Genomic DNA, 23,704 nt, shown 5'->3' with positions numbered 1-23,704 from the left:
ACATGGCCGAATTTTCGAGCGCCCTGACGGTTCTGTCTTCCGGCATGCGTGGCCAGGGTCAGCGGCTGCGCCATATCTCGGAGAATATCGCCAACGTGGACACGCCCGGTTACCGCCGGAAGACGATTGAATTCCGCGAAACCGTCGAGGGCGGCCGGCGCAGCGGCGCGATCGAGGCCGGCCCCGTCCGGCTGTCGCAGGCGGCGCTTCCGCAGGTTCACGACCCGGCGCATCCGATGGCGAACGAAGACGGATACCATGACGGATCCAATGTCGAGCTGGTGACGGAGCTTGCCGACGCGCGCGAAGCGCAGCGGAGCTATGAAGCGAACCTGAAGATGTTCGAGCAGGTGCGCCGCATGTCCAGCCAGCTCTTCGATATTCTCAAGCGATAGTTTTCCCACGAACCACGAGACCATAAACAGGAGGCCAGAATGGACCTTTCAGCGATCGCAGGCGGACTGGGCGGCATGCCCGCGCCCAAGACGGGCCCGACGGCAGAGGCAGCCTCGGGGTTCGTCGAAACGCTGCGGCAGGCGGAACGACAGGCCGAAGCGGCCGTGACCGGCGGCGCCGATCCGCACGCCCTGGTGACCGCACTTGCCGAAGGACAGCTTGCCATCGACACGGTGGTCACGATCCGCGACCGCGTGGTCGAGGCGTATCAGGAAATCCTGCGAATGCCCGTCTGAGGCGGGGCCGATGTCGGATCTCCTTTTCTACGACGTGCTGCGGCAGGGTCTCTGGATCGCCGTCCTGACTTCCGCGCCGATCCTCGCGGTGGCGCTGGCGGTCGGCCTGGCCATCGGCCTGCTGCAGGCGCTGACCTCCATCCAGGAGATGACGCTGACCTTCGTGCCGAAGATGGCGGCCATACTTGGCGTCTTCTGGGCCTGCATGGGCTTCATGACGCTGACGCTCGGCCGGTATTTCACCGACACGCTCATCCCGATCATACAGGGGTACTGACATGACCGACGGGCTCTATCCGACGCTGGCGCGCCAGTCCGGCCTCCTGCGGGAGATGGACGTGATCGCGCAGAACATCGCGAATGCGAACACCACGGGATACCGCGCCGAAGGGCTGATCTTTTCGGAACACGTCGTGCGAACCGGGCGGGACGCGCCCTCGATCTCCTTCGCCAGTGCGACGGGCCGTCAGACCCGGTTCGAACAGGGTGGCCTGGAGCAGACCGGCGGCACCTTCGACATCGCCATCGAGGGCGAGGGCTATTTTCTGGTCGAGGTCGAGGGCGAGCCCCGTCTGACACGGGCCGGTGCCTTCACCGCGGGGGCTGACGGCACATTGGTGACACCGGAAGGACATCCCGTACTGGACGAGGGCGGCGCGCCCTTGGTCCTGCCGGGCGGACCGGAGAAGGTCGGCATCGCGCCCGACGGCACCGTGTCGTCGGATGGCCAGCCGATCGCCAAGCTCGCCGTCGTCGTCCCGGAGGACCCGGGGGCGATGCGCCGGCAGGCAGCGACGACGTTCCAAGCCGAAGCCTATCGCCCGGTGGACGCGCCACAGGTGCGGCAGGGATTCCTGGAAGCATCCAACGTCGATCCCGTCACGGAGATCGCGCGGATGGTGACCGTCCAGAACGCCTACAAGATGGGGCAGGGATTCATGGACCGTGAAGACGACCGGATGCGCTCGATGCTCCGGCTTTTGGATCAATGAGGAGACGCGAGACATGCGTGCACTGAGCATCGCGGCCACCGGAATGGCCGCCCAGCAGACCCGGGTCGAGGTGATCTCCAACAACCTCGCGAACATGAACACCACCGGCTACAACGCGCGGCGGGCGGAATTCGCCGATCTGCATTATCAGCAAGTCACGCGCGCCGGGACGATCGCGTCTTCGACCGGGGCGCTGGTTCCGGCCGGCGTCCAGCTTGGCCTCGGCGTCCGGCCCACGGCTGTGGCGATGGAGGTGGCGCAGGGCGCGCTCAGCCAGACGGGCGGCGATCTCGACCTCGCCATCGAGGGGCGGGGCTATCTCGAGGTGACGCTGCCGTCGGGCGCGGCCGCTTATACGCGCGACGGTGCGCTCAAGCGGACGGGCGATGGCCTGTTGGTGACGTCGGACGGCCATCCGGTCGTGCCGGACATCACCATTCCGGACGATACGCGGTCCATCTCGATCAACCCCGAGGGCGAGGTCTATGCCTATTTCGTCGACCGGACGGAGCCGGAACTGCTGGGGCAGTTGTCGCTGGCGGGGTTCAGCAACGAGAAGGGCCTCGAGGCGCTGGGCTCGAACCTCTATTCCGAGACGGGCGCCTCCGGAGCCCCGATCGCCGGTTTCCCAGGCGAGGACGGGCTCGGCTTCTTCCGTCAGGGTTATCTCGAAGACAGTTCCGTCGACGCCGTGCGCGAGATCACCGATCTGATCGAGGCGCAGCGCGGCTACGAGATGAACGCCAAGGTCATCACCGCGGCCGATCAGATGATGTCGGCCACGACGCAGATCCGATGATCCGTCTGGCGTTCCTCCTGGCCCTGGTCGCCCACCCGCTTGCCGCGGAATCCGTGACCGTGATCCACGCCGTGCGCGCCGGGACCGCGCTGACGGCCGACGACCTGACCTTCGCGGAGACGGAGACGGAGGACGGGTTCGCGGACCCCCGTGATGTCATCGGATTGGAAGCGCGGGTGAACCTGTACCCCGGGCGCGCGATCCTGGCCCGCGACGTCGGCCTGCCGACGGTCATCGAACGGAACGCCATCGTGCCGCTGCTCTTTCGCCGTGGCGGACTGACGATCACCCTCGAGGGGCGGGCGCTCGGCCGTGCCGGCGCGGGGGAACCCGTTCGCGTTATGAACCTGTCGTCGCGCGCCACGCTGACCGGCATCGCGACCGAGACCGGCGCGGTCGTGGTCAACTGAACTCACACTTTCCCAGCGGAGAACCCATGTCTCGTATCGCGATCGCCGCCGCCGCGGCCCTTCTGACCCTCTCCGCCTGCGGGCGCGTCGCCGATGTGGGCCAGGCTCCGGATCTGACGCCGGTCGCCGCCAGCGCCGAAAGCCGGGCCATGGCCATGCCGGCGCCGGTCGACATCCTGGCGGTGCGCGATCCGGTTCGCGCGGCGTCGCTCTGGGCCGGCGACCGGCAGTCGCTGCTGGGCGACCGGCGGGCCGGAGAGCAGGGCGACATCCTGACCGTCGTGGTCGAGATCGACGAGCGTGCCGAGATCGACAATGCGACGAACCGATCCCGAAGCGGTTCGGAGTCGATGCAGGTGCCCGAATTCCTGGGCCTGCCGCAGAGCCTTCAGGACGAGCTGCCCGCCGGGTCCAGCCTCGCGAACGCGGTCGGGACCTCGTCCAAGAGCGCGTCCAAGGGGTCCGGCGGCGTCCGCCGGAAGGAGCGGCTGACGCTGCGCGTGGCCGCGACCGTGGTCGAAGTCCAACCCAACGGCGTGCTGCGTATCGAAGGCCGTCAGGAAGTGCGCGTCAACTTCGAACTGCGCGAGATGCTCGTGACCGGATATGTCCGGCCCGAGGATATCTCTCGCCAGAATGAGATCACGTATGACAAGATCGCCGCCGCGCGGATCTCCTACGGGGGCCGGGGCCAGATCACCGATGTGCAGCAGCCGCGCTATGGACAGCAGGTGGCCGACATCCTGCTGCCGTTCTGACGATGGCGAAGCTGATCCCCATCGCGGTCATCCTGGTCGCGGCCCTTGGCGGCGGCGCGGCCGGGCACCTGCTGCGCCCGGCCCCGGCCGAGGCGGTCGAGGACGCCGCGCCCAGGCCGGAGCCGGCCGCGCCAGAGAAGGAGGCATTCGTCACCTTCCGCGACGGCTTCATCGTGCCGGTCTTGCGGGACGGCCAGGTCTGGGGCCACGTGATCCTGACATTGGGGGCGAAGGCCGGACACACCGCCAAGGATGACATTCTGCTGCGCGAGCCGCTGTTGCGGGACGGGCTGAATCAGGCGTTGTTCCTGCATGCCAGCCTGGGCGGGTTCGACGGTGACTTCACGACGCCGCAGGTTCTGAAGCGGCTGCGCTCACGGCTCGACGAGGTGCTTGTCCGCGAATTGTCGGACGAGACCGCGCGGATTCTCCTCGTCTCGATGGCGCGACAGGCGACCTGATCCCTCAGGAGCCGGGTCGCGATACTCAGCCGCGACGTTTGCGCAACGTGTCGACCACGATCTCACGCGCGTGATCGCGCGCATGCGCCTCGCGATGCGGCTGGGCGAGGGCATTGAGCTGTGCGATCTGCTGGTTCAACACCATGAGCTGTTGCCCGCGCCACCGACTCCAGCGATCGCGTGCGGCCGCCTCGGCGACGGATTCCGGGGCCGGCGGCCGGGCGTCGCGCAGCGCGCGCACCTTCTCCTCCAGCCCATCAATCAGGCCCTGATATTTTGCCAGCCTCGCGGCCGAGCGGTCCTTTCGCAGGGTGGCGAGATCGCGCAGTTCGTCCAGCCGGTCGCGTGTCACGGGGCATCCTCGCCGGTCAGACTGCGGGCGAAGCGCACGGCGGCGGCGACGGCGGCGAAATGTTCCCGCGCGATCGGGTCGCCGACCTCCACCGTCGCATGCAACGCGCGGGCGGCGGGCGGGTCGCTGTAGATCGGAACGCCGGCCTCGGTCGCGGCCTCGCGGATCCGGTGCGCCATATTGTCAACCCCCTTGGCAAGGCAGACCGGCGGCGTCGGATCGCTGGGCGACCATTTCAGCGCGACGGCGTAGTGCGTCGGGTTCACCAGAACCACGGTCGCGTCGGGCACGTCGTGGATCATCTTGTTCAACGCGATTTCCTGCGCCTTCTCGCGACGTTTTCCCTTCATGTGCGGGTCGCCGTCGGATTGCTTCATCTCGTCCAGGACCTCTTGGCGCGTCATCCGGTTCTTGCTGAGATGGGCATGGCGCTGCCATGCGTAGTCGATGGCCGCCACCGCCCCCGAGAGGAGGACAACCGCGACGGCGAACTCCGTCAGCATGCCGGCCATCGTTCCGACGATGGCCCGCGGATCGCCGGCGGCCGCGGCGACCATCCGGTCGGCATGGCCCACCAGGAACCAAGCCAGAAGGATGCAGAACGCGATCATCTTGACGGCCGACTTGGCGAACTCGAACAGGCCCGAGGGGCCGAACTTGTTCTTCGCATTCGAAACCAGGGATATGCGCGACAGTTTTGGGGCGAGCTTGGACGGCGCGACGACGATCGCACGCTGCGCGACGAGCACGGCGATCACCAGGCCCGCCATCGGCAGGACCAGCAATCCCACCGCCGACAGCGACCGGGCCAGGATCGGTCCGGTCGGGCCCGATCCGCCGCTCCGCAGCGGTGCGGCGAGCAGATCGCTCTGCTCGAGCAGGGTGCCGCCGAGGTCGCGCAGCTGGGCGCCCACGAACGGTGCGAGCAGCGTCATGCCGAGCAGGGCGCCCAGATAGCCTCCCCATGTCGCGAGATCCTGCGACTTGACGATCTCGCCTTTCTGCCGCGCGCGTTCCAGCTTCTGGGGGGTTGCCTCATGGCTGCGTTCGGCGCCATCCTCCCCGCTCATGGCAGGCCCCCGCCGACGGGGTCGCCAAGTGCCGCGACCATGGCCGTCTTCCAGACCGACAGCATCAGCGGCGCCGCGAGGAACAGAAGGACGGCGCTCGCGCCGGTGATGGCCGGCGCCCCCACCAGGGCCACCATCAGTTGCGGCATGGCACGGTTGATGACCCCCATCGCCGCATTGTAGAGGAGCGCGGCCAGTGCGAAAGGCGCGGCCATCGCGAAGGCCAGTGCAAAGGCCTGGCCGGCCCGTGCCACACCCCAGGCGGCCAGGTCACCGCCGGGCATGACGGCTCCCATCGGCAAGACGTCGTAGCTCCGGATCAGCATCTCGACCGTCATCAGCGGCAGGCCGGATGCCATGATCAGCGCGAGCCCCGCGAGGTTCAGGACATTGCCCATTGCCGACGATGGCTCAGCCCCGCCGAAAAGCTGCGAAAGCGAGGTCAGCTGCGCGGCCATCATCCCGGCCATCGTCAGCGCGGCGGCGACGAACCGCAGGACGGCGCCGAACGCGAAGCCGATCGCGATCTCGGAGGCGATCAGCCCCGGCGTCAGATCCGGCGGTGTCGATATCGTCGGGGCGACGGCCGCGGCCAAGGCCAGCCCGGCCATCAGGCGGATGCGCATCGGGATCAGCCGATCCCCGAGGCCCGGCAGCAGCAGCAGCAGGCCGCCGACACGAAGGAAGAAGGCGAAGAGGCCCACAAAGATCGGCGCGGCGGCGGCCTGAAGCTCCAGCATCGCCGCGATCATGCGGCGACGGACCCCAGGATCGCGGGGGGCGTGGTCGCGCCGATCTCCTCATATGCGATGACCGGGTTGGGCAGGCCGCGGGCGGCCATCACCTCGCGGACGAAACGGCGGCGCCGCGCGGACGTCACCACAGCGACGTGGTTGCCCTGTTCCGCCGCACGACCGACCCCTTCGGCGAGGCCCATGGCGAGCTTCTGGAACATGTCCGGCGGCAAGGCGATGTCCGCGCGGCCGTTCGCCCCTTCCAGTTGATGGCGATCGAACGCCACCTCCCAATCGGGCGAAAGCTGCAGGACGGGCAGGGTGCCGTCGGCACGGCGGAACTCGGCCGTGATCTGCTCGGCCAGGCGGTGGCGAACATGCTCGCCGACCTCCTCGGGCGTCAGACCCATGTCTCGCCGCTCGGCGATGGCCTCCAGGATCACCGGAAGGTTCCGCACCGACACACGTTCCGCAAGCAGAAGGCGCAGCACGGAAAGCAGAAGCTCGGGCTGGACCTTAGAGGGGATGACATCGTCCAGCAGGCGGCGGTTGGCGACGGACCGCTCCGGTGAGGAGACCTTGGTGAAGGCGTCCAGCAAGCGATGCAGCCCCTTCAGCCCCAGAAGCCTTGGGAAGTTCGACTTGATCACTTCCAGCAGGTGCGTCGCGAGGACCTCGCCCGGGGTCACGATGGTCTCTCCGATCAGTTCGGCAGCGGCATCCGCCGGAATCCATTTCGCGGGCGCGCCGTAGACCGGCTCTTTCACCGCGCGGCCCGGCAGGTGTTCGGGCGTGCCCGCGCCAGTCAGCACGAGGACGTGGTCCCGCTCCAGCCGATCCCGCGCCGTTTCGACGCCCTGGATACGGATGATGTAGGTGCTGCTCGGCAGGCCCTGGTTGTCAGTCAGCCGGATCTCGGGAAGGATGATGCCGAAACGCTCGGCGATGTGGTCTCGCAAGCCCCCGATGCGGGATTCGAGTCCGTTCGAGGGGTCGAGGGCGAGGTCGACGAGATCGAGCGCGAACTCCACGCAGATATCGTCGAGCGTCAGGACGTCGCCGATCTCTCGCTGCGGCGCGGGGCCCGCGTCGTTTGGCATGTCCTGGGTCGCGGTCGTCTGGCTGCGGCGATGACGCAGCCAGGCCGCGCCGCCCAGGATCGCGGCGCCGATCGTGAAGGGCAGGAAGGGCAGGCCGGGAACCAAGGCGAAGACCAACATGATCGCCGCAACAGTCGCCAAGGCGGCGGGCCGCCGGCCGATCTGGGCGACGATCTCGATATCGACGACGCCGGTTCCGCCGCCCCGTGCGAGCAGGAGGCCCGATGCGATGGATATGATCACGGCGGGGATCTGCGAGACGAGCCCGTCCCCGACCGTGAGGATCGCGTAGGTCTCGATGGCCTGTCCGATGGGCATGCCGTGGGCGATCATCCCCGCCGACAGGCCGACGACCAAGTTCAGAAGCGTGATCAGAAGACCAGCGACCGCGTCCCCCTTCACGAATTTCGAGGCGCCGTCGAGTGATCCGAAGAAGGTCGTCTCGGCGAGGTCCGTTTCGCGGCGGCGCTTGGCCTCGGCATGGTCGATGGCGCCCGCCGACATGTCGCTGTCGATGGCGAGCTGCTTGCCGGGCATCCCGTCGAGCGCGAACCGTGCGCCGACCTCGGCCATGCGCGTGGCGCCCTTGGTGATGACCATGAAATTCACGATCAGCAGCACGCCGAAGACGACCAGGCCGAGCGCGATGCTGCCACCCATCACGAAACTGGCGAATCCCTCGATCACCTTTCCGGCGGCATCCGTTCCGGTATGGCCCTCGCCGATGATAAGCTTGGTGGAGGAGACGTTGAGCGACAGTCGCAGCATCAGCGATGCGAGCAGGATCGTCGGGAAGGCCGAGAAGTCGAGCGGGCGTTCAATGAAGAGCGTGGTCGTGAAGATCAGGATGGCGAGGGCGAAACTCGTCGCCAGGCCGATATCGAGGACCCAGGAGGGCATCGGCAGGATCATCATCAGGATGACGGCCATCAGGGCGACCGCCAGAAGGACGGTCGGTTGGAAGATCGATCTCATCGCAGGGAATCCCGTGCCTTGCTCCTGATGGAATCGATCTAGTCCGCCCGTGGTTAATGCCCCGTTACGATGGCTCCTCCGGCATGATCAGTCGTTCCAGGGAAGTACGCAGGGCACGGCTGTCATCCAGGTCACGTTCGGCACGGGCCAGGTCGCCCGTTGGCGGGACGGAGAGGTTCTTCGCGACGACGAGGCGCGCGAACGCGCGGCGGGCGGGCCGCTCTTCGGGGTCATCGGCCACGGTCCCGAGGTCTCGCGTCAACCACGGCTCGGGCGTCATCTCGGACGGGGTCCGGGGCTGCTCCGCCGCACCCCCGCCGGCAAAACGCGACGCTGCCCCGGGCAGTCCGACTGCTTCGAAGAGAGCTGCGATCCGGGGGTCGCGTCTTTCTTCCCGTGAAAGATATGGCCGAAGCCGTGCGATGAACTCGACCGCGGCCGTCGCCGGAAGTTCCGTTAGCGCCGCGTGGAGCACCAGGTCGGCACCGACGGCACTTTCGTCGACCAGTCGCAGCGCGTCGGCGGGATGACGCGAGACGACAAGCGCGCCTGCCAGGGCCAGATCGAGCTCGGTCCTCTCCGGACCTTCCGGCACGGAGCCGCGGAGTGCCAGCGCATTCACCAGGTGCAACTCATCGACGGGCCGGCCGTCCTTGCGATGTTGACGCAGGATTTCGGTCGTTGCCAAAACGGCGTCAAAGTCGGTTCTTGCGGCGAGACGTTCGGCTTCGTCCGGCGCCGGTTCCGTCCGAGAGGGCACTGCGGGATGCAGGCCGTCGAGAAGGTGGGCGCGATCCGCACGCGCCAACCGGCCGCGCAGTCGCGGTTCGATATCTTGCCATCGAAGCGGTGGCAGCGCGTCCACGAACCGGATCAACGCCGTCGAATCGACCCGCGCCCAATCGTCCAGCGACGCGGCATCCAGGAGAGCTAGTAGCGTCGTGGCCGGTCCGCAGGCCGGGTCGAGCGTCAGGGACGGAAAGCGGGGCAGATCGTCCAGCGCCGCCCCCATGGCGAGAACCGAAGGATCGGGGTCGCCGATCGTTCGGGCGACATGGATGGCTTCGGTACCCAGTCCGGCGACCAGCCGGAGACGCACGGCATCCTGCCAGCCCCGACCCTCATCGCGTCCGTTCGCGTCGATAAGCGCTGCGGCCTGGCCCCGGAGTTTCGACATGGCCTCGGCGGGGTCGTCCTGCAGGACCTGTTCCGCGAAAGCCTCATGCGGGCAGGCAAGGCCTTGCACCCGTTCCGGGCGGTCGCGCTGCGGGTCGGGAAGGAGGGGTATGCTGCGGGCGGGGTGAAGACGCACCTGAAGGTCGGCGGCCGCTGCGTCGGCCGCGGCGAGCGGACCGATCCTGGTCAAGTCGGCCGGGATCGTTTCGGCCGCGAAGCCCCTTAACGCGAAGGGATGAGGTGCAAGGGGCCAGAGGCCGGGGCCGCGCGCGATCTCGTCGACCCGTTCGGGCGGCGGATCGCGCAGGTCGATCACGATGTGACCGGAAGCGATCTGTCTGACATCGACGTCGCAGGCGCAGCCCAGCGCCAACCGAAGTGTCGGGCCGGTCGCGCCGATGTCGCGCAGTCGCGTGCGTGGGATACGGTCGAAGACGTTCCCGAGATCGAGGTCCGGTGGCGGTCCGCGGAACGCGATCCGGACCTCACGGGTGCCTAGGCCGGATATCGTCCAGATCCGCGGGGCGGACTGGGCGAAGACCAGACGACTGAAATCGGCATGTTCGCCAGACAGGACCGGGATCGGAGTCGCGCCCGCCGGAGCCGCCAGAGCCAGAAACAGGCTGGCGAGCCAGATGCGCAACACGGTCATGCGGCCTTCCGCGACTTCAGGGCCTCTTCCAGGGCGGAATAGCTGGGGCGCATGTGCGTCGGTGTCGTCTGGCGCCCGACCTCGATGCAGATATTGGTCGCGTGGTTGTGGAGGTTCGCCACGAGAACCTCCTGGATCAGCGTGTAGAAATGCGCGTCCTGTTCGTTGATGGCCTTCAGGCGAATGGCGAACGGGCCGACGATCCCGTAGGCGAGAAATACGCCCAGGAAGGTCCCGACGAGCGCCCCCCCGATCAGCTTGCCCAGGACCTCGGGCGGCTGGTCGATCGATCCCATCGTCTTGATGACGCCGAGGACCGCCGCGACGATGCCCAGCGCCGGGAGGCTGTCGGCCATGGATTGCAGGGCATGGCTCGAATGCATCGAATGGTTGAAGTTTTCCTCCATCCGCGTGGCCAGCACCTCTTCGACCTGATGGGGGTCGTCGTAGTTCATGGAGATGGCGCGCAGCGTGTCGCAGATCATTGCGACCGCCTCGGCGTCGGCGACGATACGGGGATAGGCACCGAAGATGTCCGAGGCCTCGGGCGCCTCGATATGTTCTTCGAGCGCGACGGCGTTCTGCCGGCCCAGCCGCACGAGTTCGTAGAGCAGGCAGAGCAGGTCGCGGTAGTCATCGGCCTTCCATCTCGGACCCTTGAAGACCTTTCCGATGTCCTTGAGCGTGTGCTTGACCTCGGAGATGCTGTTGCCGACGAGAAACGCGCCGACGGCCGCGCCGCCGATCATCGTCAGCTCGTAAGGCAGCGTCTTGAGGATGATCGCCATCTTTCCGCCGGCCATGAGATAGCCGCCGAAGACCATCACGAAGATACAGACGATTCCCGCCAGTCCGACCATGATCTACTCCGTTGCCGCATTCGCGTTGCGCCCGGCCATCGTCACGCTGAGCGCGTAGGCCTTTTCGGGCGTGAGGTTCGAAAAGAGGTTCGCCGCCGCGTCCGGACGCATGCGCGCCAGGAACCCGGCCGCGAACCCCGGCTCCATCGTCTCGAAAAGGGTCGCCGCATCCTTGGGCTTCATGCCCTCATAGACCGCGACCAACCGCTCCACGTCCCCTTCGGCGGCGGTGCTGGACTGCTGCATCCGGGCGGCGAGCCGGTCCTCGGCGGCAGCGAGGCGGAGAAGCTGGGCTTCCGCCTCCTGCCGGGCCACGCGGAGATCCTGTTCGCGAAGGGCGAGCGCGGTTTCCCGGTCGCGCAGCTCGGCGTCGCGGTCCGCGATCTGGTCGAGCAGGAGGGCGACCTCCTCGGAGGGCGGGCAGAGGAGGGTGGCGATGTCGTCCGGCTCCGGCGATCCGTCGCCCGGAAGGCCGGAGAGGCCCGCCGAGACGATTCGCGTCAGGGCCGAGACGACGAGCGCGGCGATCAGAAGCGTGGCGGCGATGCGCCTGAAGCCGAACGTCGTCATGCCTGTCCACCCCCGACCTGTGCCACGCGAAGGTCCCGAAAGCTGGGCATCCGGGGTGCCGCGTCGACCTCGTCCGGCGTCTCCATCAGGCGTGCCGTCGCGTCCTCCTCCAGCGATTCGAGGCTGCTCAGTAGCATCTCCATCCGCCCGATCCGGTCATCGGCGCGGTCCGTTTCGGCCCGGAGGCGGGCGGCGTGATCGTCTTCTTCGGACGCATTTGCGCGGATTGCGGCTTGCAGGTCCTCCACCTGCTTCGCGAGCGCCGCGATGGTCGCGGCAGAGGCCAGGTCGTCGGAGCTGGTATCGTCGGGTCGCCGGCTGAGCGCGCGGCACCAGATGGCGACGGCGACCGTCGCGCAGACGAGCAGGAGGTCGGAGAGAAGCGGAAGATATGTCATGTCAGGTGATCACGAAGTCGATGATGAGGAGATCGCCGACCGCATCCGGACCGGCCAGGAGCTGGACGCGGCGCAGCATCTGGGCCCGGAGCCTCAGGAGCGCGGTCGGATCCTCCAGCTGTTCGATGGGCACGGCCCGCAGATAGGCCGCGAAGACGTCAAGAATGCGCGGCTGAAGCGCTGCGACATCGGTCGGTGCATCGGGCGCAACCTCCAGGAAGGCGCGGAAGCGCAGCTGTCGGACCGACCGCGCATCGCCGACCGAGATCACGATCGGCTCGAGCTCGAGAAATTGCGGAAGATCGGGCAGGTGCTCGCCGTGCTCCTCCACATCGGATCCGCCGGCGAGCAGGCGATCCGCGACCCCCATCCGCGCGGCGGCGAATCCCCCCCCGGCGGTTGCGATGGCGACCAAGGCGGTCAGGATCCACGTCATTAGGCCCGATTTGCTGCGCGGGGCCGCATCGTCCGCCGGGGCAGATTCGTCTGTTTCGGACATGGTCGGATCCTCTCGATTTCCGAGCCGGTCCTAACCTGCTGGTGACTAACCGATTGTTAATGGAATTGCGGAATCCTCGCCGTCGACGCCCAGAACGGGCGGGTCGCATCCCGGAGGACGCAAGTGGAGAATCTGACTACCGCCTGGCAGGGCATGAACAAGCGCCGTCTCGCGATCCTGTCGGTGGCGACCCTGGTCACGTTCGCAGCCGTTTTGGGCTTGGCCCGCTTGGCGACCGCGCCGCGTATGGAGCTGCTGTTCGCCGGGTTGGAGCCGTCGGCGGCGGCCGAGGTCGTGGCCAGCCTCGACGGGATGGGGGCGACCTATGAGGTTCGCGGTGATTCGATCCATGTCGACGGCGCGATGCGCGACGATTTGCGGATGCGGCTTGCCGGCGAGGGGCTGCCCCGGACGGACGGTGCGGGCTACGAGATCCTTGACGGGCTGACGGGCTTCGGCACCACGTCGCAGATGTTCGATGCGGCCTATTGGCGCGCGCGTGAGGGCGAATTGACGCGCACGATCCTGGCGTCGCCGGGAATTCGGACGGCGCGCGTCCATTTGGCCACGGCCGATTCGTCGCCGTTCTCGCGCGATCGCAGCGCCACGGCCGCCGTCACGCTGCAGATGAAATCGGGGGCGGTCGATGCCTCATTGGCCCGGGCGGTCCAGACGCTGGTCGCCGGGGCGGTACGGAACCTCGCGGCCGAGGACGTCGCCGTCATCGACGCGGCCACGGGGCGGGTGGTGGGCAGTGGCCTGTCGCAAACGGAGGACGAGGCCCGCGACACCCGCATGGTCGAGATGCGCGCCGCGGTGGAGAACCTGCTGGCGGCCCGGGTCGGGCAGGGACGTTACGTCGTCGAACTGGCACTCGAGACGCGCAAGGACCGCGAGACGATCACCGAGCGGGTCCTGGACCCCGAAAGCCGTGTCGTGATCAGCACCGATACCGAGGAGCGCAACGCCTCCGACCAGGGCGGCGCCGGCGCCGGCGTGACGGTGGCCAGCAACCTGCCCGACGGCGATGCGGCCGAGGAGGGCGGCAGCCGCAGCACGAGCGCGGAGACGCGGGAGCGCGTGAATTACGACTTTTCGGCTACGGAGCGCCAGATCCAGAAGGAGCCGGGCGCGATCGAGCGGCTGACCGTGGCCGTGCTGGTCGACGGAGAGCGGTCCGAGGGCGAGGATGGATCGATGGCCTGGACGCCGCGGTCCGATGCCGAACTGGAAGTGCTGCGCGACCTGGTCCGGTCCGCCGTCGGATTCCGCGAGGACCGCGGCGATACCGTGACCGTCCGCAGCATGGAGTTCGAGCTGCCCGCCGACCCGGCCGCGGCGCCGACCTTGTCGCTGCCACGGTTCAGCGGGGGGCAGATCGCGCAGATGGTGACCGCGCTTTCGCTGGCGGGTCTCGGAATTGCCTGCCTGGTGTTCCTTGTCAGGCCGCTGCTGTCCAAGGGGCTCGTCGCGTCTCTGCCGTCCCCTGAGATGGCCATCGGATCGGCCGGGTCGGAGTTGGACACGAAGCCGCGGGAACTGCCCCAGCCGGAGCCAGCCGCCGCGGCAATTCCCGCCAACCTCCCCGCAAGCACGGATCGCGGCGATCTGCCCGGGCTCGGGGACGCCGGGGACGGCGGACAGGCCGATGCGGATGATCCGGTGGACCGCCTCCGGCAGTTGATCGCGGATCGTCGCGAGGAAACCATCGAGGTCCTGCGCGGATGGATGGACGAGCCTGCCGGAGAAACGCGTTGAGCCCGCTCGCGCTTGAGGATTTCGCCGCCGGGACGGCCGAGGTCCGCGCCTCTCCGGCAGCCGACGTGGCGACCCGCGCCGATGATCGCTACGACGAGGGCTACAATGCGGGCTGGGAAGACGCGGTGGCGCGCCTGACGGCAGAACATGGGCGCATCGGCGAGGAGCTGGGCGCCCGGCTGACGACGATGGGTCTGGATCGGCAGGCGGCCATCGCCTCCGTTCTGGAAAGCTTGGGGCCCGCCCTGCGTGACATCTTCGATCGCCTGCTTCCCGCCTCGGCGCAGCGTGCGCTGCTGCCGATCGTGATGCAGGACCTTCGCCGGATCCTGGCGGACACGCCCGGACCGGCGGAGGTGTTCGTGGCGCCCGAGGAGGCCGCCGCTCTCTCGGCGCTGGTCGAGCGGTCCGGTATCGGATCCGACCGCGCCCGCGTGCTGCCCGAGGCGGCGCTGTCGCTGGGTCAGGCCCAGATCCGCTGGCCGGGCGGAGAGCGGCGCATCGACCTGGAGGCGGCGCTGACCGCGCTCGACGACGCGCTCGAAGCATTTCTTGCAACGACCCGCCCGGCGGAAGGCGCCGTGGCACAGCAACCAAAGGGGGCCTGAATTGGCTGACGGAACTCAAGACGCTCAGACGGCGCTGTCGCGCGTGCCGGTGGAAATCACGATCTCGGTCGGGCGCGCGCATCCCACCGTATCGGAACTTCTGTCGCTGAAGCGCGACGCCGTCCTGCCGCTGGACCGGTCGATGTCGGATCCGGTGGAGCTCTATGCCGGGGACCGCCTGATCGCGCGCGGCGAGCTGCAGGCGGTCGAGGGCGATACGTCCGGTCGCCTGGCCGTGCGCCTGACCGAGGTCGCAGAGACCGACGGGGCCGCGTGATCGCGCGCCTTCTCCTTCCGGTCCTGCTGATCCTCGCGCTGCCCGGCGCGGCCGTCGCGCAGGAACTCGCCATCGACCTGGGCGGTGAGGGGTCTCTGACGCTGCGGACCGTCCAGCTGATCGCGCTTCTGACGGTTCTCAGCCTGGCTCCGGGCATCGCGGTGACGGTGACGTGCTTTCCGTTCATCGTCACCGTGCTGTCGATCATGCGACAGGCCATCGGCCTGCAGGCGTCACCGCCCAACATGCTGATCATCAGCCTCGCGCTGTTTCTGACCTATTTCGTGATGGAGCCCGTCGCGACCGCGGCCTGGGAGGCGGGGATCGGCCCGCTGACGCGGGGCGAGATGGATGCCGCCCTGGCCGTTCCCGCCGCGGTAGAGCCGTTCCGCGCCTTCATGGCCGCGCGTGTCGATGGCGACACCTTGGCCCATCTGCAGGACCTGCGGCCCGCGGCGGAGCCCGGGGCGCTTTCGGTCCTCGTGCCGTCCTTCCTGCTGTCCGAGATCAGCCGCGCGTTCCAGATCGGCTTTCTGGTCTTCATGCCGTTTCTGATCATCGACATGGTCGCTGCCGCCGTCCTGATGTCGATGGGCATGATGATGGTTCCGCCCGCGATCGTGTCGCTGCCGTTCAAGCTTGCCTTCTTTGTTGTGGTCGACGGCTGGACCCTCGTGTCCGGCGCGCTCGTCCGAAGCTATCTCTAAGGGGATTTCTCCATGCCAAGCACCGCCCGCATGCCCGAATTTCACGCCCCCGACGGCGACCGGCCCTCGACCGGGACCGCCCGGAAGGCCCGCGCCCTGCTTTCGATGATCGAGGGGCGCGGCGACGTCCCCGCCGACGTGCCGCCCGAGCGGCTGCGCGACTGGGCGCGGGATTTGGTCGAGACGATCGAGCGCGGGCGGGCCGATGCTTCGCCGCAGGCCCGGCCGGCGAAACCCGCGCCGCGCCTTTTCACACATGGCGCCCCGACCCTGACCATGCCCGAGACCGGCTCGTCGGGCGCGGAGGTGCGGGTCCCCGACAAGCCGGCCGCTGCATCGCAGGCACCGACTTCCGGGGCGGGGCGGACGGATGTCGCGAAATTCGTTCTCCCGCGGGTGGAGGTCGGCGAGATCATCGAGACGCGCCTCGACCGCGATCACCTGCGCGGCGAACACCCGGCCATCATCGCGCGGACGTTGATTGGGCGTCGGTCGCTGGATCAGGCCGCGCTGCTGCGCACCCTGCCGGGGCCGCAGATGCGCGCCGTTCACCGCGCGCTGCGCCAGCTCGAGGGGCAGGCGGCCTGACGACCTGCCCCACGGGCGCGTATCGCTAGCGCGTGAACTTCTTGTATTTCACCCGCTTCGGCTCCAGCGCGTCCGGCCCCAGGCGGCGGGCCTTGTCCTCCTCGTAGGCTTCGAAGTTGCCCTCGAACCACTCGACATGCGCGTTGCCCTCGAAGGCGAGGATATGCGTGCAGAGCCGGTCCAGGAAGAAGCGGTCGTGGCTGATGACGACGGCACAGCCGGCGAACTCGGCGATCGCGTCCTCGAGCGCCCGCAGCGTCTCCACGTCGAGGTCGTTCGTCGGCTCGTCGAGCAGCAGCACGTTGCCGCCATCCTTGAGCAGGCGCGCCATGTGCACGCGGTTGCGCTCGCCGCCCGACAGGATGCCGACCTTCTTCTGCTGGTCGGCCCCCTTGAAGTTGAAGGCCCCGCAATAGGCCCGGCTGGCCACTTCGGCGTCGCCCAGCTTGATCAGTTCGGCCCCGCCGGAGATCGCCTGCCAGACATTGTCGTCGGGGTTCAGGTCGTCGCGCGACTGGTCGACATAGCTCAGCTTGACCGTGTCGCCGTATTCGACCTTGCCGCTGTCGGGCTGCTCCTGTCCGGTCAGCATGCGGAACAGCGTCGACTTGCCGGCGCCGTTCGGGCCGATCACGCCGACGATGCCGCCCGGCGGCAGCGAGAAGCTCAGGTTCTCGAACAGCAGCTTGTCGCCATAGGCCTTTGTCAGGCCCTCTGCCTCGATCACCTTCTGACCCAAACGCGGGCCGTTCGGGATGATGATCTGCGCCTTGCCGATCAGCTCCTTCTCGGAGCGGTCGGCCATCTCGTGATAAGCGGCGATCCGGGCCTTGGACTTGGTCTGCCGGGCTTTGGCGCCTGAGCGCATCCAGGCCAGTTCGCGCTCCAGCGTGCGCTTGCGGGACTTGTCCTCCTTGGCCTCCTGCTCCAGCCGCTTGGCCTTCTGCTCCACCCAGGCGGAGTAGTTGCCCTCGTAGGGGATGCCGCGTCCGCGCTCCAGCTCCAGGATCCAGCTGGTGATGTCGTCGAGGAAATAGCGGTCGTGGGTCACGATCAGGATCGTGCCCTTGTAGTCGATCAGGTGCTTCTGCAGCCAAGCGATCGTCTCGGCATCCAGGTGGTTGGTCGGCTCGTCCAGCAGCAGCATGTCGGGCGCTTCGAGCAGAAGCTTGCAGAGCGCCACGCGCCGCCGTTCGCCGCCCGAAAGGTTCGCAGGGGACGCGTCGTCGGGCGGGCAGCGCAGCGCCTCGAGCGCGATGTCCACACGGCTGTCGAGGTCCCACAGGTCCTGGCTGTCGATTTCGTCCTGGAGCTTCGCCATCTCCTCGGCGGTCTCGTCCGAGTAGTTCATCGCCAACTCGTTGTAGCGGTCGAGGATCGCCTGCTTGGCCGCGACGCCCTGCATGACGTTCTCGCGCACGGTGAGGCTCTCGTCGAGCTGCGGCTCCTGCGGCAGATAGCCGACCTTGGCACCCTCCGCGGCCCAGGCCTCGCCCTGGAAGTCCTTGTCCTGCCCGGCCATGATCCGCATCAGGGACGACTTTCCGGTGCCGTTGACGCCGACGACGCCGATCTTGACGCCGGGCAGGAACGACAGGCGGATGTTTTCGAACACCTTCTTGCCGCCCGGATAGGTCTTGGACACGCCGTCCATGTGGTAGACGTATTGATAGGCTGCCATTCGTCCGCTCCTGCGCGTTGGTGTCTCGGGTCGAGCGGGTCATTACTGCGCCGTGCGTCCGGGTTCAACAAAGCCTGTCGATGTCAGAGCAGCGGCGGCGGCGCCCTGTCGTAGTGGCCGCGCAGCAATGTCGCACCCAGCCGCAATGCGGCCTAAACGAGCACTTGGGGCGGAACGAAAGCGTGACAGGTCCACCCGCCCATAGAGGCGCGACAGGACCGTGGTCTTGGGGCCGGTGACGAGCGCCAGCAGGATCGGGAAATATCCTCGCAAGGACCGCAGTAGGACCTCGATGATGTCCTTCATGGCATCTGCCCCCCATCCGCGCGAACGCGCGCGGGACGTCAGCCACGGAAATACACGCCCCGGGCCCGTCAGGCCATCCGGTGCGGGGCGCTTGCCTCGGTCAGGGCGCCGGGGCATGCCTGTCGTCATGCGCCACGGCTTCCCCCCAACCCGGCCCGGAATGGTCATCGGCCTTCTGGGCGGGTCGTTCGACCCGGCGCATGCGGGGCATGCGCACATCACACGCGAGGCCCTGAAGCGCCTCGATCTCGACCGTGTCTGGTGGCTCGTCTCGCCAGGCAACCCGCTCAAGGCGCGGGGACCTGTGTCGCTCGACCGGCGGATGGCACGGGCGCGCGCGGTCATGCAGGACCCGCGCGTGGCGGTCACGGATGTTGAGGCGCGGCTCGGGACACGGCACACCGCGCGCACGATCGCCGCGCTGCAAAATCGGCTGCCCGGCGTTCGCCTGGTTTGGTTGATGGGCGCGGACAACATGGCGCAGGTGCATCTTTGGCGGGACTGGACCGAGATCTTCGCCCGCGTCCCGGTCGCCGTCCTGGCACGGCCCGACCAGCGCGGACCCGCGCGCCATTCGCCGGCGGCCGAACGGCTTCGCCGGGCCTATGTCCCGGTCTGGGCGGCACGGGGTCTGGGGCGACGCGACCCGCCGGCCTGGACCTTCCTCGACATGCCGATGCATGACGCCTCTTCCACCCGGATCCGTCGCGCCGGCGGCTGGGACTAGCCGCGCCGCAGAAGGACGGTGCCCAGCCCCGCCGCGATCAGGATGGCAAGCCCCGTCAGGGCGAGCGCGTCCGGGAACGTCCCGAAGACCAGCCAGCCCAACGTCGTGGCCGAGATCAGTTGAAAATAGACGAATGGCGCCAGGATCGTCGCACGGGTGCGTCGATAGGCCAGAACCAGCAGGAGGTTGCCGCTGGCCGAGGCGAGCCCAGAGAGCAGGACCAGCCCCGTGACGGGCGCCGAGAAGGCCGGGATCTCCAGCAGGCCCAGCGGCGCGAGCAGAAGCGTCCCCAGCGCCGTCTGCGTCAGCATCAGCTGCCGGGGCGGAGCGAGGTCCGCCAGCCAGCGCGAGGTCGTCAGGAACGCACCGTAGAAAAGCCCGGCCAGAACCGCGAAGGCCAAGCCCGTCGTCATCCCGAAACCCGGACGCACCACCAGGAGCACGCCGCAGAACCCCAACGCCAGCAGAACCGATTGAAGGGACGTCACCCGTTCGCCCAGGAACCGGATCGAAAGGAGGTAGCTGAAGATCGGACCGACGAAGAACGCGCCGAAGACGGTGGCCAGGTCCTCCGTCCTGAGCGCCGTCAGGATGCAGGCGATGCCCGCCGCGATCAGGCCGGCCCGGAACCAGATCCGCCAGTCGCGGTAGAGCGGCCAATGGACGCGCCCGCCCAGGATCGCGCCGATCATGGCCGCTCCGACCGCGAAGCGGCTGAAGGCCACGAAGAACGGCGAGGCACCATGCGTCCCGGTCAGCAGCTTCCCCGCCGTATCCCCCAGCGGGATCAGCGACATGGCGACGAACATCAGTGCCACCGATCCGAGCGTTTCGCGGGTCATCGCGCCCGCCTAGCACCTCGCTCGGGGCAGGGACAGATGCGGATGGGCTTCACAATGCCCGGGCGGCATTGCATCAACGCTTCAGTTGCGGAGGTTCACGAATGCGACGACGTTTCTTTCTATCGGGCGCCCTGTCCACGGCGGCCCTGCCGGCCTGTGCGAACGCGCCGGAGACATCGTTGCGACCGGCGGCGAAGCCCGCGGACGCGCTGGCGCGGTCGGCGCCAGATGCCGAACGCCTGATCGCCTCGGCGGGCCTGGGCGGGCGCGTCGGGTTCATGGTCGCGGATGCCCGCACCGGTGAGGTTCTGGAGACCTACAATCCCATCCGCCCGCTCCCGCCGGCCTCGGTCGCCAAGGCCGTCACGGGGCTCTATGCGTTGGAGACGCTGGGCGCCGACTTCCGCTTCCAGACGCGGCTGGTGGCGACGGGGCCGATCGTGAACGGCCGGCTCGACGGCGATCTGGTGCTCGTGGGCGGCGGCGACCCGGCGCTGGACACCGATGGCCTGCACGACCTGGCCGGTCAGGCCAAGGCCTCCGGCCTGCGCGAGGTGGCGGGTCGCCTCCTGGTCGACGGCTCGGCCCTGCCCGTGATCGACCGGATCGACCCGACCCAGCCGGATCATGTCGGCTACAACCCGGCCGTGGGTGGCGTGAACCTGAACTTCAACCGCGTCCACTTTTCCTGGAAGCGTCAGGGGAACGCCTATGACACCGCCCTGCAGGCGCGCACCGAGCGGTTCCGCCCGGGCGTGTCCACCAGCCGGATGCGCATCGCCGACCGCACGCTGCCGGTCTATACCTACGCGCGCGCGGGCGATGTCGACGACTGGACGGTTGCGCGCGGGCAGCTTGGCGGCAGCGGATCGCGGTGGCTGCCGGTGCGAAACCCCGATCGCTATGCGGGCGACGTCCTGCGCACCATGCTGCGGTCGAATGGCATCACCGCGCCCGCCGCCCAGCCCGGCCGCGGGCAGGGCACGACGATCGCCATCACGCAAAGCGCGCCGCTGAACCGGATCGTCGCGTCCATGCTGCGCTATTCCACCAATCTCGTGGCCGAAGTCATCGGCGCGACCGCGACCACGCGCCTGACGGGGCCGCCCCGGTCCCTCGGGGGGTCCGCGGCGACCATGTCCGCCTGGGTCGCGCAGCGCACCGGCGGGCGGCAGCCGGATTTCGACGATCATTCCGGACTGAACGGGACGACGCGCGTCGCGGCGGCCGACATGGTTCGGCTGTTGACGGCGGCGGGCGCGATGACCCGCCTGCGCCCGCTCCTCAAGGAACTGACGCTGGACGGCCCGCCGCGCCAGACCGTGCAGGCCAAGACCGGCACGCTCAATTTCGTCTCGGGGCTTGCCGGTTACTTCGACGCGCGCTCCGGCCGCAGCCTCGCCTTCGCGACCTTCGTCGCCGATACCGACCGGCGCGCGCGCCTGTCCGTGGCCGAACGCGAACGACCCCAGGGCGGGCGCGGCTGGGCCCGGACGGCGCGGTCGCTGCAGTTCGACCTGATCGAGCGCTGGGCGGCCGTCCACGCGTGACGCGCCCCGCGATCGTCCTGGTCCAGCCCGAGATCGCGGGCAACACCGGCGCCGTGGGGCGGACCTGCGTCGCCCTCGACCTCGATCTCTGCCTGATCCGGCCCTACGGCTTCGCGATCACCGACCGGAACGTGCGGCGGGCCGGGCTTGATTACTGGAAGCACGTCCGGCTGCATGAATACGACGACTGGGCGCAGTTCCTGTCGCGTCGCGCGCCCCGCCCCGAGGCGTTGTTCTTGTTCGAGGAGTTCGGCGCGACCAGCTTCTACGACCAGGACTATCCCGAGGATTTCCACCTCGTCTTCGGGCAGGAGACCGTCGGTCTGCCCCCCGCCCTTCTGGCCGGACATGAGGGCCGGCTGACGCGGCTGCCGATGCGCTCGGACCATATCAGGTCGCTGAACCTGGCCAACGCCGCGACCGCCGCCGCCTATCAGGCCCTGCGCGGCACCTTGTGACAGGCGGCCAAGCTGCTAGGTATCGCGCTATGAATTCCGACGAGATCCACGAAGAGATCGCCGGCCTGCGGCGCGAGTTGGCCCGGATGAACCGCCACCGGTGGATCCAGGTGCACAACTCGATTCCGCGCCTGATCCTGTTTCAGCTCTATCGCGGCCTGGCGTTCGGTCTGGGGACCGTCCTGGGCGCGTCGCTGCTGCTGTCGGTGGTCGTCTGGTCGCTGAGCCAGATCAACTTCATCCCCGTCATCGGCGACTGGGCCACGCAGATCCTCGAGACGATCGAGCCGTCCGGCGACTGAACTCCCGCGCGCGGTCAGAACGTTCGCGACCAGCCCAGCGTCCAGCGCGTCCCCCCGTCCGAGGCGCGCGCGACACCCAGCCGCCCCTCGCCGAACGCGCCGAAGCCGTACTGGATCGTGGGGCCGTACTGGTAATGCGTGTCGTCCTCGCGTTCGCCGAAGGCGGCCAGTTCGACGGCCAGGTTCTCGCGCGGCTTGATCCCGACCACGAAGCCGGCCTGTTCGCGGGTCCGGTCCTCGCGCGTGGTCGAGCCGTGCAGATCGAGCGTGATCCAGCCCTCCCCCATGGGCCCGTCGAAGCCGCGTCCGATGGTGAGGCCGACACCGACCCGATCCGCCTGGGTGCTGTCCTCGAGATAGTCGCGCCCGAGGCTAAGCTCGACCGCGGCGAGCCAGGGATCGAACCAGTTCGGCACATGCGCGCCTTCGGGCAGCGGCACGGGGACCCGCAGGAAGGACCGGACGCGCCCGTCGACGGCGATGTCCGAGTACCCGGTCCGCATCAGCCGGGGCAGGCCCACGACATGACCGCCAAGGTCGAGGCCGAAGGTCAGGTTGCGGGCACCGCCCCATTCGAAATACGCGCCAGTCCAGCCTTCGCGGCCGCCCTGATGGCTCAACAGGGCATAGACGTCCCCCTTCGCCCGCGGCCATGGGCCGGCGGTGGCGGGGGTCGCGAGAAGGGCGAGAAGCAGGAGCAGGACGCGCATCCCGCGGTCATGGCGCAACCATGGTTAAGCAACGGTTAATCCGTCAACGCCGAACATGAGGGATGCCACCGCCGCCATATACGCTAGGATCCCACGGAACAGAGACGGAGCGAGGTCGGAAGATGGAAGCGTTCTTCGAAGGTCTGGGGGTGGCCGCATTGATCATCCTGGCGCTGGTCGGCCTGGTGATCGGCTGGCTGGCCGGCGCGCTGACGGGGCGGGGCAAGGCGCCCTACGCGATCCTGGGCGCCGTGGCGGCGATGGCCACGCCGTTCATCCTCGTAGCGCTGGGCGTGACGGTGCTGGCGGCGGGCGGGTTGCTGCTCGTGGTGATCGTGGGGGCCGTGGGTGCGGCGGTGGTGGTGGGATTGGTGCGGGCGGTCAGCGGGCGGAGAAGTTAGCGCGACCGCCCGAGGCTGCGGGCCCCCGGGCGGCCGATCTTGCCTCCGTCGGGCGATCAGGCCGTCGCGTGGCCCTTGGAGCCTGCGATGAACCAGGCGATGACGCCCAGGACGGGGAAGATCAGGATGCCCAGCGTCCAGAGGACTTTCGCCATGGTCGACGCGCCGGAGGTGATCACATGGTAGATCGCGTAGATGTTGGCCGCGAGGATCAGCAGGCCGATGATGCCGTATTCCATGAGGTTTCTCCTTTTGATTGGTCGGGGGAGAAACGAGGGGGTGTGAGGATGG

At 68.4% G+C, this 23,704-nt stretch carries 32 protein-coding genes; 18 read left to right on the top strand and 14 right to left on the bottom strand.

The features are described 5' to 3' along the window. The first annotated feature begins 2 nt into the window (after positions 1 to 2). The 8 genes from flgC to MWU52_RS11890 all read left to right on the top strand — a co-directional run bounded on the left by flgC (position 3) and on the right by MWU52_RS11890 (position 4,112). On the top strand, positions 3 to 395 hold the full coding sequence (gene flgC / locus MWU52_RS11925) for a flagellar basal body rod protein FlgC (RefSeq protein WP_246952307.1): 393 nt from the start codon (positions 3 to 5) through the stop codon (positions 393 to 395). Between the two features lie 75 nt (positions 396 to 470). Further along, positions 471 to 692 (top strand): flagellar hook-basal body complex protein FliE, encoded by a 222-nt coding sequence (gene fliE / locus MWU52_RS11920; RefSeq protein WP_246952881.1) that lies wholly within the window; start codon positions 471 to 473, stop codon positions 690 to 692. 10 nt (positions 693 to 702) lie between these two features. Next, a complete protein-coding gene (locus MWU52_RS11915) occupies positions 703 to 969 on the top strand; it encodes a flagellar biosynthetic protein FliQ (RefSeq protein ID WP_246952305.1) in 267 nt (88 codons plus the stop codon). 1 nt (position 970) lies between these two features. Further along, positions 971 to 1,684, top strand: coding sequence for a flagellar hook-basal body complex protein (locus MWU52_RS11910; protein WP_246952303.1), 714 nt, complete (start codon positions 971 to 973; stop codon positions 1,682 to 1,684). 13 nt (positions 1,685 to 1,697) lie between these two features. Beyond that, on the top strand, positions 1,698 to 2,483 hold the full coding sequence (gene flgG / locus MWU52_RS11905) for a flagellar basal-body rod protein FlgG (RefSeq protein WP_246952301.1): 786 nt from the start codon (positions 1,698 to 1,700) through the stop codon (positions 2,481 to 2,483). Next, positions 2,480 to 2,893: a flagellar basal body P-ring formation chaperone FlgA gene (gene flgA, locus MWU52_RS11900; RefSeq protein WP_246952299.1), complete on the top strand. Its 414-nt coding sequence runs from the start codon at positions 2,480 to 2,482 to the stop codon at positions 2,891 to 2,893. Before flgG ends, flgA begins: the two co-directional genes overlap by 4 nt. Before the next feature lie 26 nt (positions 2,894 to 2,919). Further along, a complete protein-coding gene (gene flgH / locus MWU52_RS11895; protein WP_246952297.1) occupies positions 2,920 to 3,651 on the top strand; it encodes a flagellar basal body L-ring protein FlgH in 732 nt (243 codons plus the stop codon). Positions 3,652 to 3,653: 2 nt separating this feature from the next. Then, on the top strand, positions 3,654 to 4,112 hold the full coding sequence (locus MWU52_RS11890; RefSeq protein WP_246952295.1) for a hypothetical protein: 459 nt from the start codon (positions 3,654 to 3,656) through the stop codon (positions 4,110 to 4,112). 25 nt (positions 4,113 to 4,137) lie between these two features. On the opposite strand, the gene MWU52_RS11885 is transcribed toward MWU52_RS11890, so the two are convergent. The 9 genes from MWU52_RS11885 to MWU52_RS11845 all read right to left on the bottom strand — a co-directional run bounded on the left by MWU52_RS11885 (position 4,138) and on the right by MWU52_RS11845 (position 12,498). After that, the gene (locus tag MWU52_RS11885) at positions 4,138 to 4,464 is read right to left on the bottom strand and encodes a hypothetical protein (RefSeq protein WP_246952293.1); all 327 of its coding nucleotides are present in this window, start codon (positions 4,462 to 4,464) and stop codon (positions 4,138 to 4,140) included. Beyond that, positions 4,461 to 5,534: a flagellar type III secretion system protein FlhB gene (locus MWU52_RS11880; RefSeq protein WP_246952291.1), complete on the bottom strand. Its 1,074-nt coding sequence runs from the start codon at positions 5,532 to 5,534 to the stop codon at positions 4,461 to 4,463. The genes MWU52_RS11885 and MWU52_RS11880 overlap by 4 nt, the downstream gene beginning before the upstream one ends. Then, the gene (locus MWU52_RS11875; protein WP_246952289.1) at positions 5,531 to 6,286 is read right to left on the bottom strand and encodes a flagellar biosynthetic protein FliR; all 756 of its coding nucleotides are present in this window, start codon (positions 6,284 to 6,286) and stop codon (positions 5,531 to 5,533) included. Before MWU52_RS11875 ends, MWU52_RS11880 begins: the two co-directional genes overlap by 4 nt. Next, a complete protein-coding gene (locus tag MWU52_RS11870; protein ID WP_246952287.1) occupies positions 6,283 to 8,343 on the bottom strand; it encodes a flagellar biosynthesis protein FlhA in 2,061 nt (686 codons plus the stop codon). Before MWU52_RS11870 ends, MWU52_RS11875 begins: the two co-directional genes overlap by 4 nt. A 64-nt stretch (positions 8,344 to 8,407) precedes the next feature. Continuing rightward, the gene (locus tag MWU52_RS11865; protein ID WP_246952285.1) at positions 8,408 to 10,171 is read right to left on the bottom strand and encodes a hypothetical protein; all 1,764 of its coding nucleotides are present in this window, start codon (positions 10,169 to 10,171) and stop codon (positions 8,408 to 8,410) included. Then, a complete protein-coding gene (motA, locus tag MWU52_RS11860; RefSeq protein ID WP_246952283.1) occupies positions 10,168 to 11,031 on the bottom strand; it encodes a flagellar motor stator protein MotA in 864 nt (287 codons plus the stop codon). Before motA ends, MWU52_RS11865 begins: the two co-directional genes overlap by 4 nt. 3 nt (positions 11,032 to 11,034) lie before the next feature. Beyond that, positions 11,035 to 11,601, bottom strand: coding sequence for a hypothetical protein (locus tag MWU52_RS11855; protein ID WP_246952281.1), 567 nt, complete (start codon positions 11,599 to 11,601; stop codon positions 11,035 to 11,037). Beyond that, the gene (locus MWU52_RS11850; RefSeq protein WP_246952279.1) at positions 11,598 to 11,999 is read right to left on the bottom strand and encodes a hypothetical protein; all 402 of its coding nucleotides are present in this window, start codon (positions 11,997 to 11,999) and stop codon (positions 11,598 to 11,600) included. Before MWU52_RS11850 ends, MWU52_RS11855 begins: the two co-directional genes overlap by 4 nt. Before the next feature lies 1 nt (position 12,000). Continuing rightward, complete coding sequence (locus MWU52_RS11845; RefSeq protein WP_246952277.1) at positions 12,001 to 12,498, bottom strand: flagellar basal body-associated FliL family protein; 498 nt, start codon at positions 12,496 to 12,498, stop codon at positions 12,001 to 12,003. Between the two features lie 123 nt (positions 12,499 to 12,621). Here MWU52_RS11845 and fliF point away from each other — a divergent pair, with 123 nt between their 5' ends. Genes fliF through MWU52_RS11820 form a run of 5 tightly spaced genes read left to right on the top strand, consistent with a single transcriptional unit; the run spans position 12,622 to position 16,436 of the window. Further along, on the top strand, positions 12,622 to 14,256 hold the full coding sequence (gene fliF / locus MWU52_RS11840) for a flagellar basal-body MS-ring/collar protein FliF (RefSeq protein WP_246952276.1): 1,635 nt from the start codon (positions 12,622 to 12,624) through the stop codon (positions 14,254 to 14,256). Beyond that, on the top strand, positions 14,253 to 14,864 hold the full coding sequence (locus tag MWU52_RS11835) for a hypothetical protein (RefSeq protein ID WP_246952274.1): 612 nt from the start codon (positions 14,253 to 14,255) through the stop codon (positions 14,862 to 14,864). The genes fliF and MWU52_RS11835 overlap by 4 nt, the downstream gene beginning before the upstream one ends. A gap of 1 nt (position 14,865) precedes the next feature. Then, positions 14,866 to 15,141 (top strand): FliM/FliN family flagellar motor switch protein, encoded by a 276-nt coding sequence (locus tag MWU52_RS11830; protein ID WP_246952272.1) that lies wholly within the window; start codon positions 14,866 to 14,868, stop codon positions 15,139 to 15,141. Further along, positions 15,141 to 15,848: a flagellar type III secretion system pore protein FliP gene (gene fliP / locus MWU52_RS11825; protein ID WP_246952879.1), complete on the top strand. Its 708-nt coding sequence runs from the start codon at positions 15,141 to 15,143 to the stop codon at positions 15,846 to 15,848. The genes MWU52_RS11830 and fliP overlap by 1 nt, the downstream gene beginning before the upstream one ends. Positions 15,849 to 15,878: 30 nt before the next feature. After that, positions 15,879 to 16,436 carry a hypothetical protein gene (locus MWU52_RS11820; protein WP_246952270.1) on the top strand — a complete coding sequence of 186 codons (558 nt, stop codon included), beginning with the start codon at positions 15,879 to 15,881 and terminating at the stop codon, positions 16,434 to 16,436. Positions 16,437 to 16,461: 25 nt separating this feature from the next. Here the strand turns inward: MWU52_RS11820 and ettA are convergent, their stop codons facing one another. Continuing rightward, positions 16,462 to 18,117: an energy-dependent translational throttle protein EttA gene (gene ettA, locus MWU52_RS11815; protein ID WP_246952268.1), complete on the bottom strand. Its 1,656-nt coding sequence runs from the start codon at positions 18,115 to 18,117 to the stop codon at positions 16,462 to 16,464. A gap of 42 nt (positions 18,118 to 18,159) precedes the next feature. Next, positions 18,160 to 18,423 (bottom strand): hypothetical protein, encoded by a 264-nt coding sequence (locus tag MWU52_RS11810; protein ID WP_246952266.1) that lies wholly within the window; start codon positions 18,421 to 18,423, stop codon positions 18,160 to 18,162. A 127-nt stretch (positions 18,424 to 18,550) separates the two neighbouring features. Between MWU52_RS11810 and MWU52_RS11805 the strand changes: the two genes are divergently transcribed. Next, positions 18,551 to 19,150 (top strand): nicotinate-nucleotide adenylyltransferase, encoded by a 600-nt coding sequence (locus MWU52_RS11805; protein WP_246952264.1) that lies wholly within the window; start codon positions 18,551 to 18,553, stop codon positions 19,148 to 19,150. Here the strand turns inward: MWU52_RS11805 and MWU52_RS11800 are convergent. Beyond that, a complete protein-coding gene (locus MWU52_RS11800; protein WP_246952262.1) occupies positions 19,147 to 19,992 on the bottom strand; it encodes a DMT family transporter in 846 nt (281 codons plus the stop codon). The two genes, MWU52_RS11805 and MWU52_RS11800, sit on opposite strands and share 4 nt — an antisense overlap. 101 nt (positions 19,993 to 20,093) lie before the next feature. Between MWU52_RS11800 and dacB the strand changes: the two genes are divergently transcribed. The 3 genes from dacB to MWU52_RS11785 are packed head-to-tail and all read left to right on the top strand — an operon-like array spanning position 20,094 to position 22,302. Next, the gene (gene dacB, locus MWU52_RS11795; protein WP_246952260.1) at positions 20,094 to 21,542 is read left to right on the top strand and encodes a D-alanyl-D-alanine carboxypeptidase/D-alanyl-D-alanine-endopeptidase; all 1,449 of its coding nucleotides are present in this window, start codon (positions 20,094 to 20,096) and stop codon (positions 21,540 to 21,542) included. Further along, positions 21,539 to 22,000, top strand: coding sequence for a TrmH family RNA methyltransferase (locus tag MWU52_RS11790; RefSeq protein WP_246952258.1), 462 nt, complete (start codon positions 21,539 to 21,541; stop codon positions 21,998 to 22,000). Before dacB ends, MWU52_RS11790 begins: the two co-directional genes overlap by 4 nt. Before the next feature lie 29 nt (positions 22,001 to 22,029). Then, entirely contained in the window at positions 22,030 to 22,302 is a 273-nt protein-coding gene (locus MWU52_RS11785; protein ID WP_246952257.1) for a DUF5665 domain-containing protein, read from the top strand. A 14-nt stretch (positions 22,303 to 22,316) separates the two neighbouring features. On the opposite strand, the gene MWU52_RS11780 is transcribed toward MWU52_RS11785, so the two are convergent. Beyond that, on the bottom strand, positions 22,317 to 23,012 hold the full coding sequence (locus tag MWU52_RS11780) for a hypothetical protein (RefSeq protein WP_246952254.1): 696 nt from the start codon (positions 23,010 to 23,012) through the stop codon (positions 22,317 to 22,319). Between the two features lie 122 nt (positions 23,013 to 23,134). Here MWU52_RS11780 and MWU52_RS11775 point away from each other — a divergent pair, with 122 nt between their 5' ends. After that, positions 23,135 to 23,413 carry a GlsB/YeaQ/YmgE family stress response membrane protein gene (locus MWU52_RS11775; RefSeq protein ID WP_246952252.1) on the top strand — a complete coding sequence of 93 codons (279 nt, stop codon included), beginning with the start codon at positions 23,135 to 23,137 and terminating at the stop codon, positions 23,411 to 23,413. Positions 23,414 to 23,469: 56 nt separating this feature from the next. Here the strand turns inward: MWU52_RS11775 and MWU52_RS11770 are convergent, their stop codons facing one another. Then, a complete protein-coding gene (locus tag MWU52_RS11770) occupies positions 23,470 to 23,652 on the bottom strand; it encodes a PLD nuclease N-terminal domain-containing protein (RefSeq protein WP_246952250.1) in 183 nt (60 codons plus the stop codon). Positions 23,653 to 23,704: the final 52 nt, after the last annotated feature.

The organism is Jannaschia sp. S6380 (genome assembly GCF_023015695.1).
Lineage (GTDB): Bacteria > Pseudomonadota > Alphaproteobacteria > Rhodobacterales > Rhodobacteraceae > Jannaschia.
Note: the sequence above shows the minus strand (reverse complement) of the source record. Positions and strands in the feature narration are given on the sequence as shown.

What these genes read in the sequence shown, in the direction of transcription:
- flgC (WP_246952307.1), top strand. Translation starts at nt 3, where the DNA reads ATGGCCGAATTTTCGAGCGCCCTGACGGTTCTGTCTTCCGGCATGCGT.
- fliE (WP_246952881.1), top strand. Translation starts at nt 471, where the DNA reads ATGCCCGCGCCCAAGACGGGCCCGACGGCAGAGGCAGCCTCGGGGTTC.
- MWU52_RS11915 (WP_246952305.1), top strand. Translation starts at nt 703, where the DNA reads ATGTCGGATCTCCTTTTCTACGACGTGCTGCGGCAGGGTCTCTGGATC.
- MWU52_RS11910 (WP_246952303.1), top strand. Translation starts at nt 971, where the DNA reads ATGACCGACGGGCTCTATCCGACGCTGGCGCGCCAGTCCGGCCTCCTG.
- flgG (WP_246952301.1), top strand. Translation starts at nt 1,698, where the DNA reads ATGCGTGCACTGAGCATCGCGGCCACCGGAATGGCCGCCCAGCAGACC.
- flgA (WP_246952299.1), top strand. Translation starts at nt 2,480, where the DNA reads ATGATCCGTCTGGCGTTCCTCCTGGCCCTGGTCGCCCACCCGCTTGCC.
- flgH (WP_246952297.1), top strand. Translation starts at nt 2,920, where the DNA reads ATGTCTCGTATCGCGATCGCCGCCGCCGCGGCCCTTCTGACCCTCTCC.
- MWU52_RS11890 (WP_246952295.1), top strand. Translation starts at nt 3,654, where the DNA reads ATGGCGAAGCTGATCCCCATCGCGGTCATCCTGGTCGCGGCCCTTGGC.
- MWU52_RS11880 (WP_246952291.1), bottom strand. Translation starts at nt 5,534, where the DNA reads ATGAGCGGGGAGGATGGCGCCGAACGCAGCCATGAGGCAACCCCCCAG.
- MWU52_RS11875 (WP_246952289.1), bottom strand. Translation starts at nt 6,286, where the DNA reads ATGATCGCGGCGATGCTGGAGCTTCAGGCCGCCGCCGCGCCGATCTTT.
- MWU52_RS11870 (WP_246952287.1), bottom strand. Translation starts at nt 8,343, where the DNA reads ATGAGATCGATCTTCCAACCGACCGTCCTTCTGGCGGTCGCCCTGATG.
- MWU52_RS11865 (WP_246952285.1), bottom strand. Translation starts at nt 10,171, where the DNA reads ATGACCGTGTTGCGCATCTGGCTCGCCAGCCTGTTTCTGGCTCTGGCG.
- motA (WP_246952283.1), bottom strand. Translation starts at nt 11,031, where the DNA reads ATGGTCGGACTGGCGGGAATCGTCTGTATCTTCGTGATGGTCTTCGGC.
- MWU52_RS11855 (WP_246952281.1), bottom strand. Translation starts at nt 11,601, where the DNA reads ATGACGACGTTCGGCTTCAGGCGCATCGCCGCCACGCTTCTGATCGCC.
- MWU52_RS11850 (WP_246952279.1), bottom strand. Translation starts at nt 11,999, where the DNA reads ATGACATATCTTCCGCTTCTCTCCGACCTCCTGCTCGTCTGCGCGACG.
- MWU52_RS11845 (WP_246952277.1), bottom strand. Translation starts at nt 12,498, where the DNA reads ATGTCCGAAACAGACGAATCTGCCCCGGCGGACGATGCGGCCCCGCGC.
- MWU52_RS11820 (WP_246952270.1), top strand. Translation starts at nt 15,879, where the DNA reads ATGCCCGAATTTCACGCCCCCGACGGCGACCGGCCCTCGACCGGGACC.
- ettA (WP_246952268.1), bottom strand. Translation starts at nt 18,117, where the DNA reads ATGGCAGCCTATCAATACGTCTACCACATGGACGGCGTGTCCAAGACC.
- MWU52_RS11810 (WP_246952266.1), bottom strand. Translation starts at nt 18,423, where the DNA reads ATGAAGGACATCATCGAGGTCCTACTGCGGTCCTTGCGAGGATATTTC.
- MWU52_RS11805 (WP_246952264.1), top strand. Translation starts at nt 18,551, where the DNA reads ATGCGCCACGGCTTCCCCCCAACCCGGCCCGGAATGGTCATCGGCCTT.
- MWU52_RS11800 (WP_246952262.1), bottom strand. Translation starts at nt 19,992, where the DNA reads ATGACCCGCGAAACGCTCGGATCGGTGGCACTGATGTTCGTCGCCATG.
- dacB (WP_246952260.1), top strand. Translation starts at nt 20,094, where the DNA reads ATGCGACGACGTTTCTTTCTATCGGGCGCCCTGTCCACGGCGGCCCTG.
- MWU52_RS11785 (WP_246952257.1), top strand. Translation starts at nt 22,030, where the DNA reads ATGAATTCCGACGAGATCCACGAAGAGATCGCCGGCCTGCGGCGCGAG.
- MWU52_RS11780 (WP_246952254.1), bottom strand. Translation starts at nt 23,012, where the DNA reads ATGCGCGTCCTGCTCCTGCTTCTCGCCCTTCTCGCGACCCCCGCCACC.
- MWU52_RS11775 (WP_246952252.1), top strand. Translation starts at nt 23,135, where the DNA reads ATGGAAGCGTTCTTCGAAGGTCTGGGGGTGGCCGCATTGATCATCCTG.
- MWU52_RS11770 (WP_246952250.1), bottom strand. Translation starts at nt 23,652, where the DNA reads ATGGAATACGGCATCATCGGCCTGCTGATCCTCGCGGCCAACATCTAC.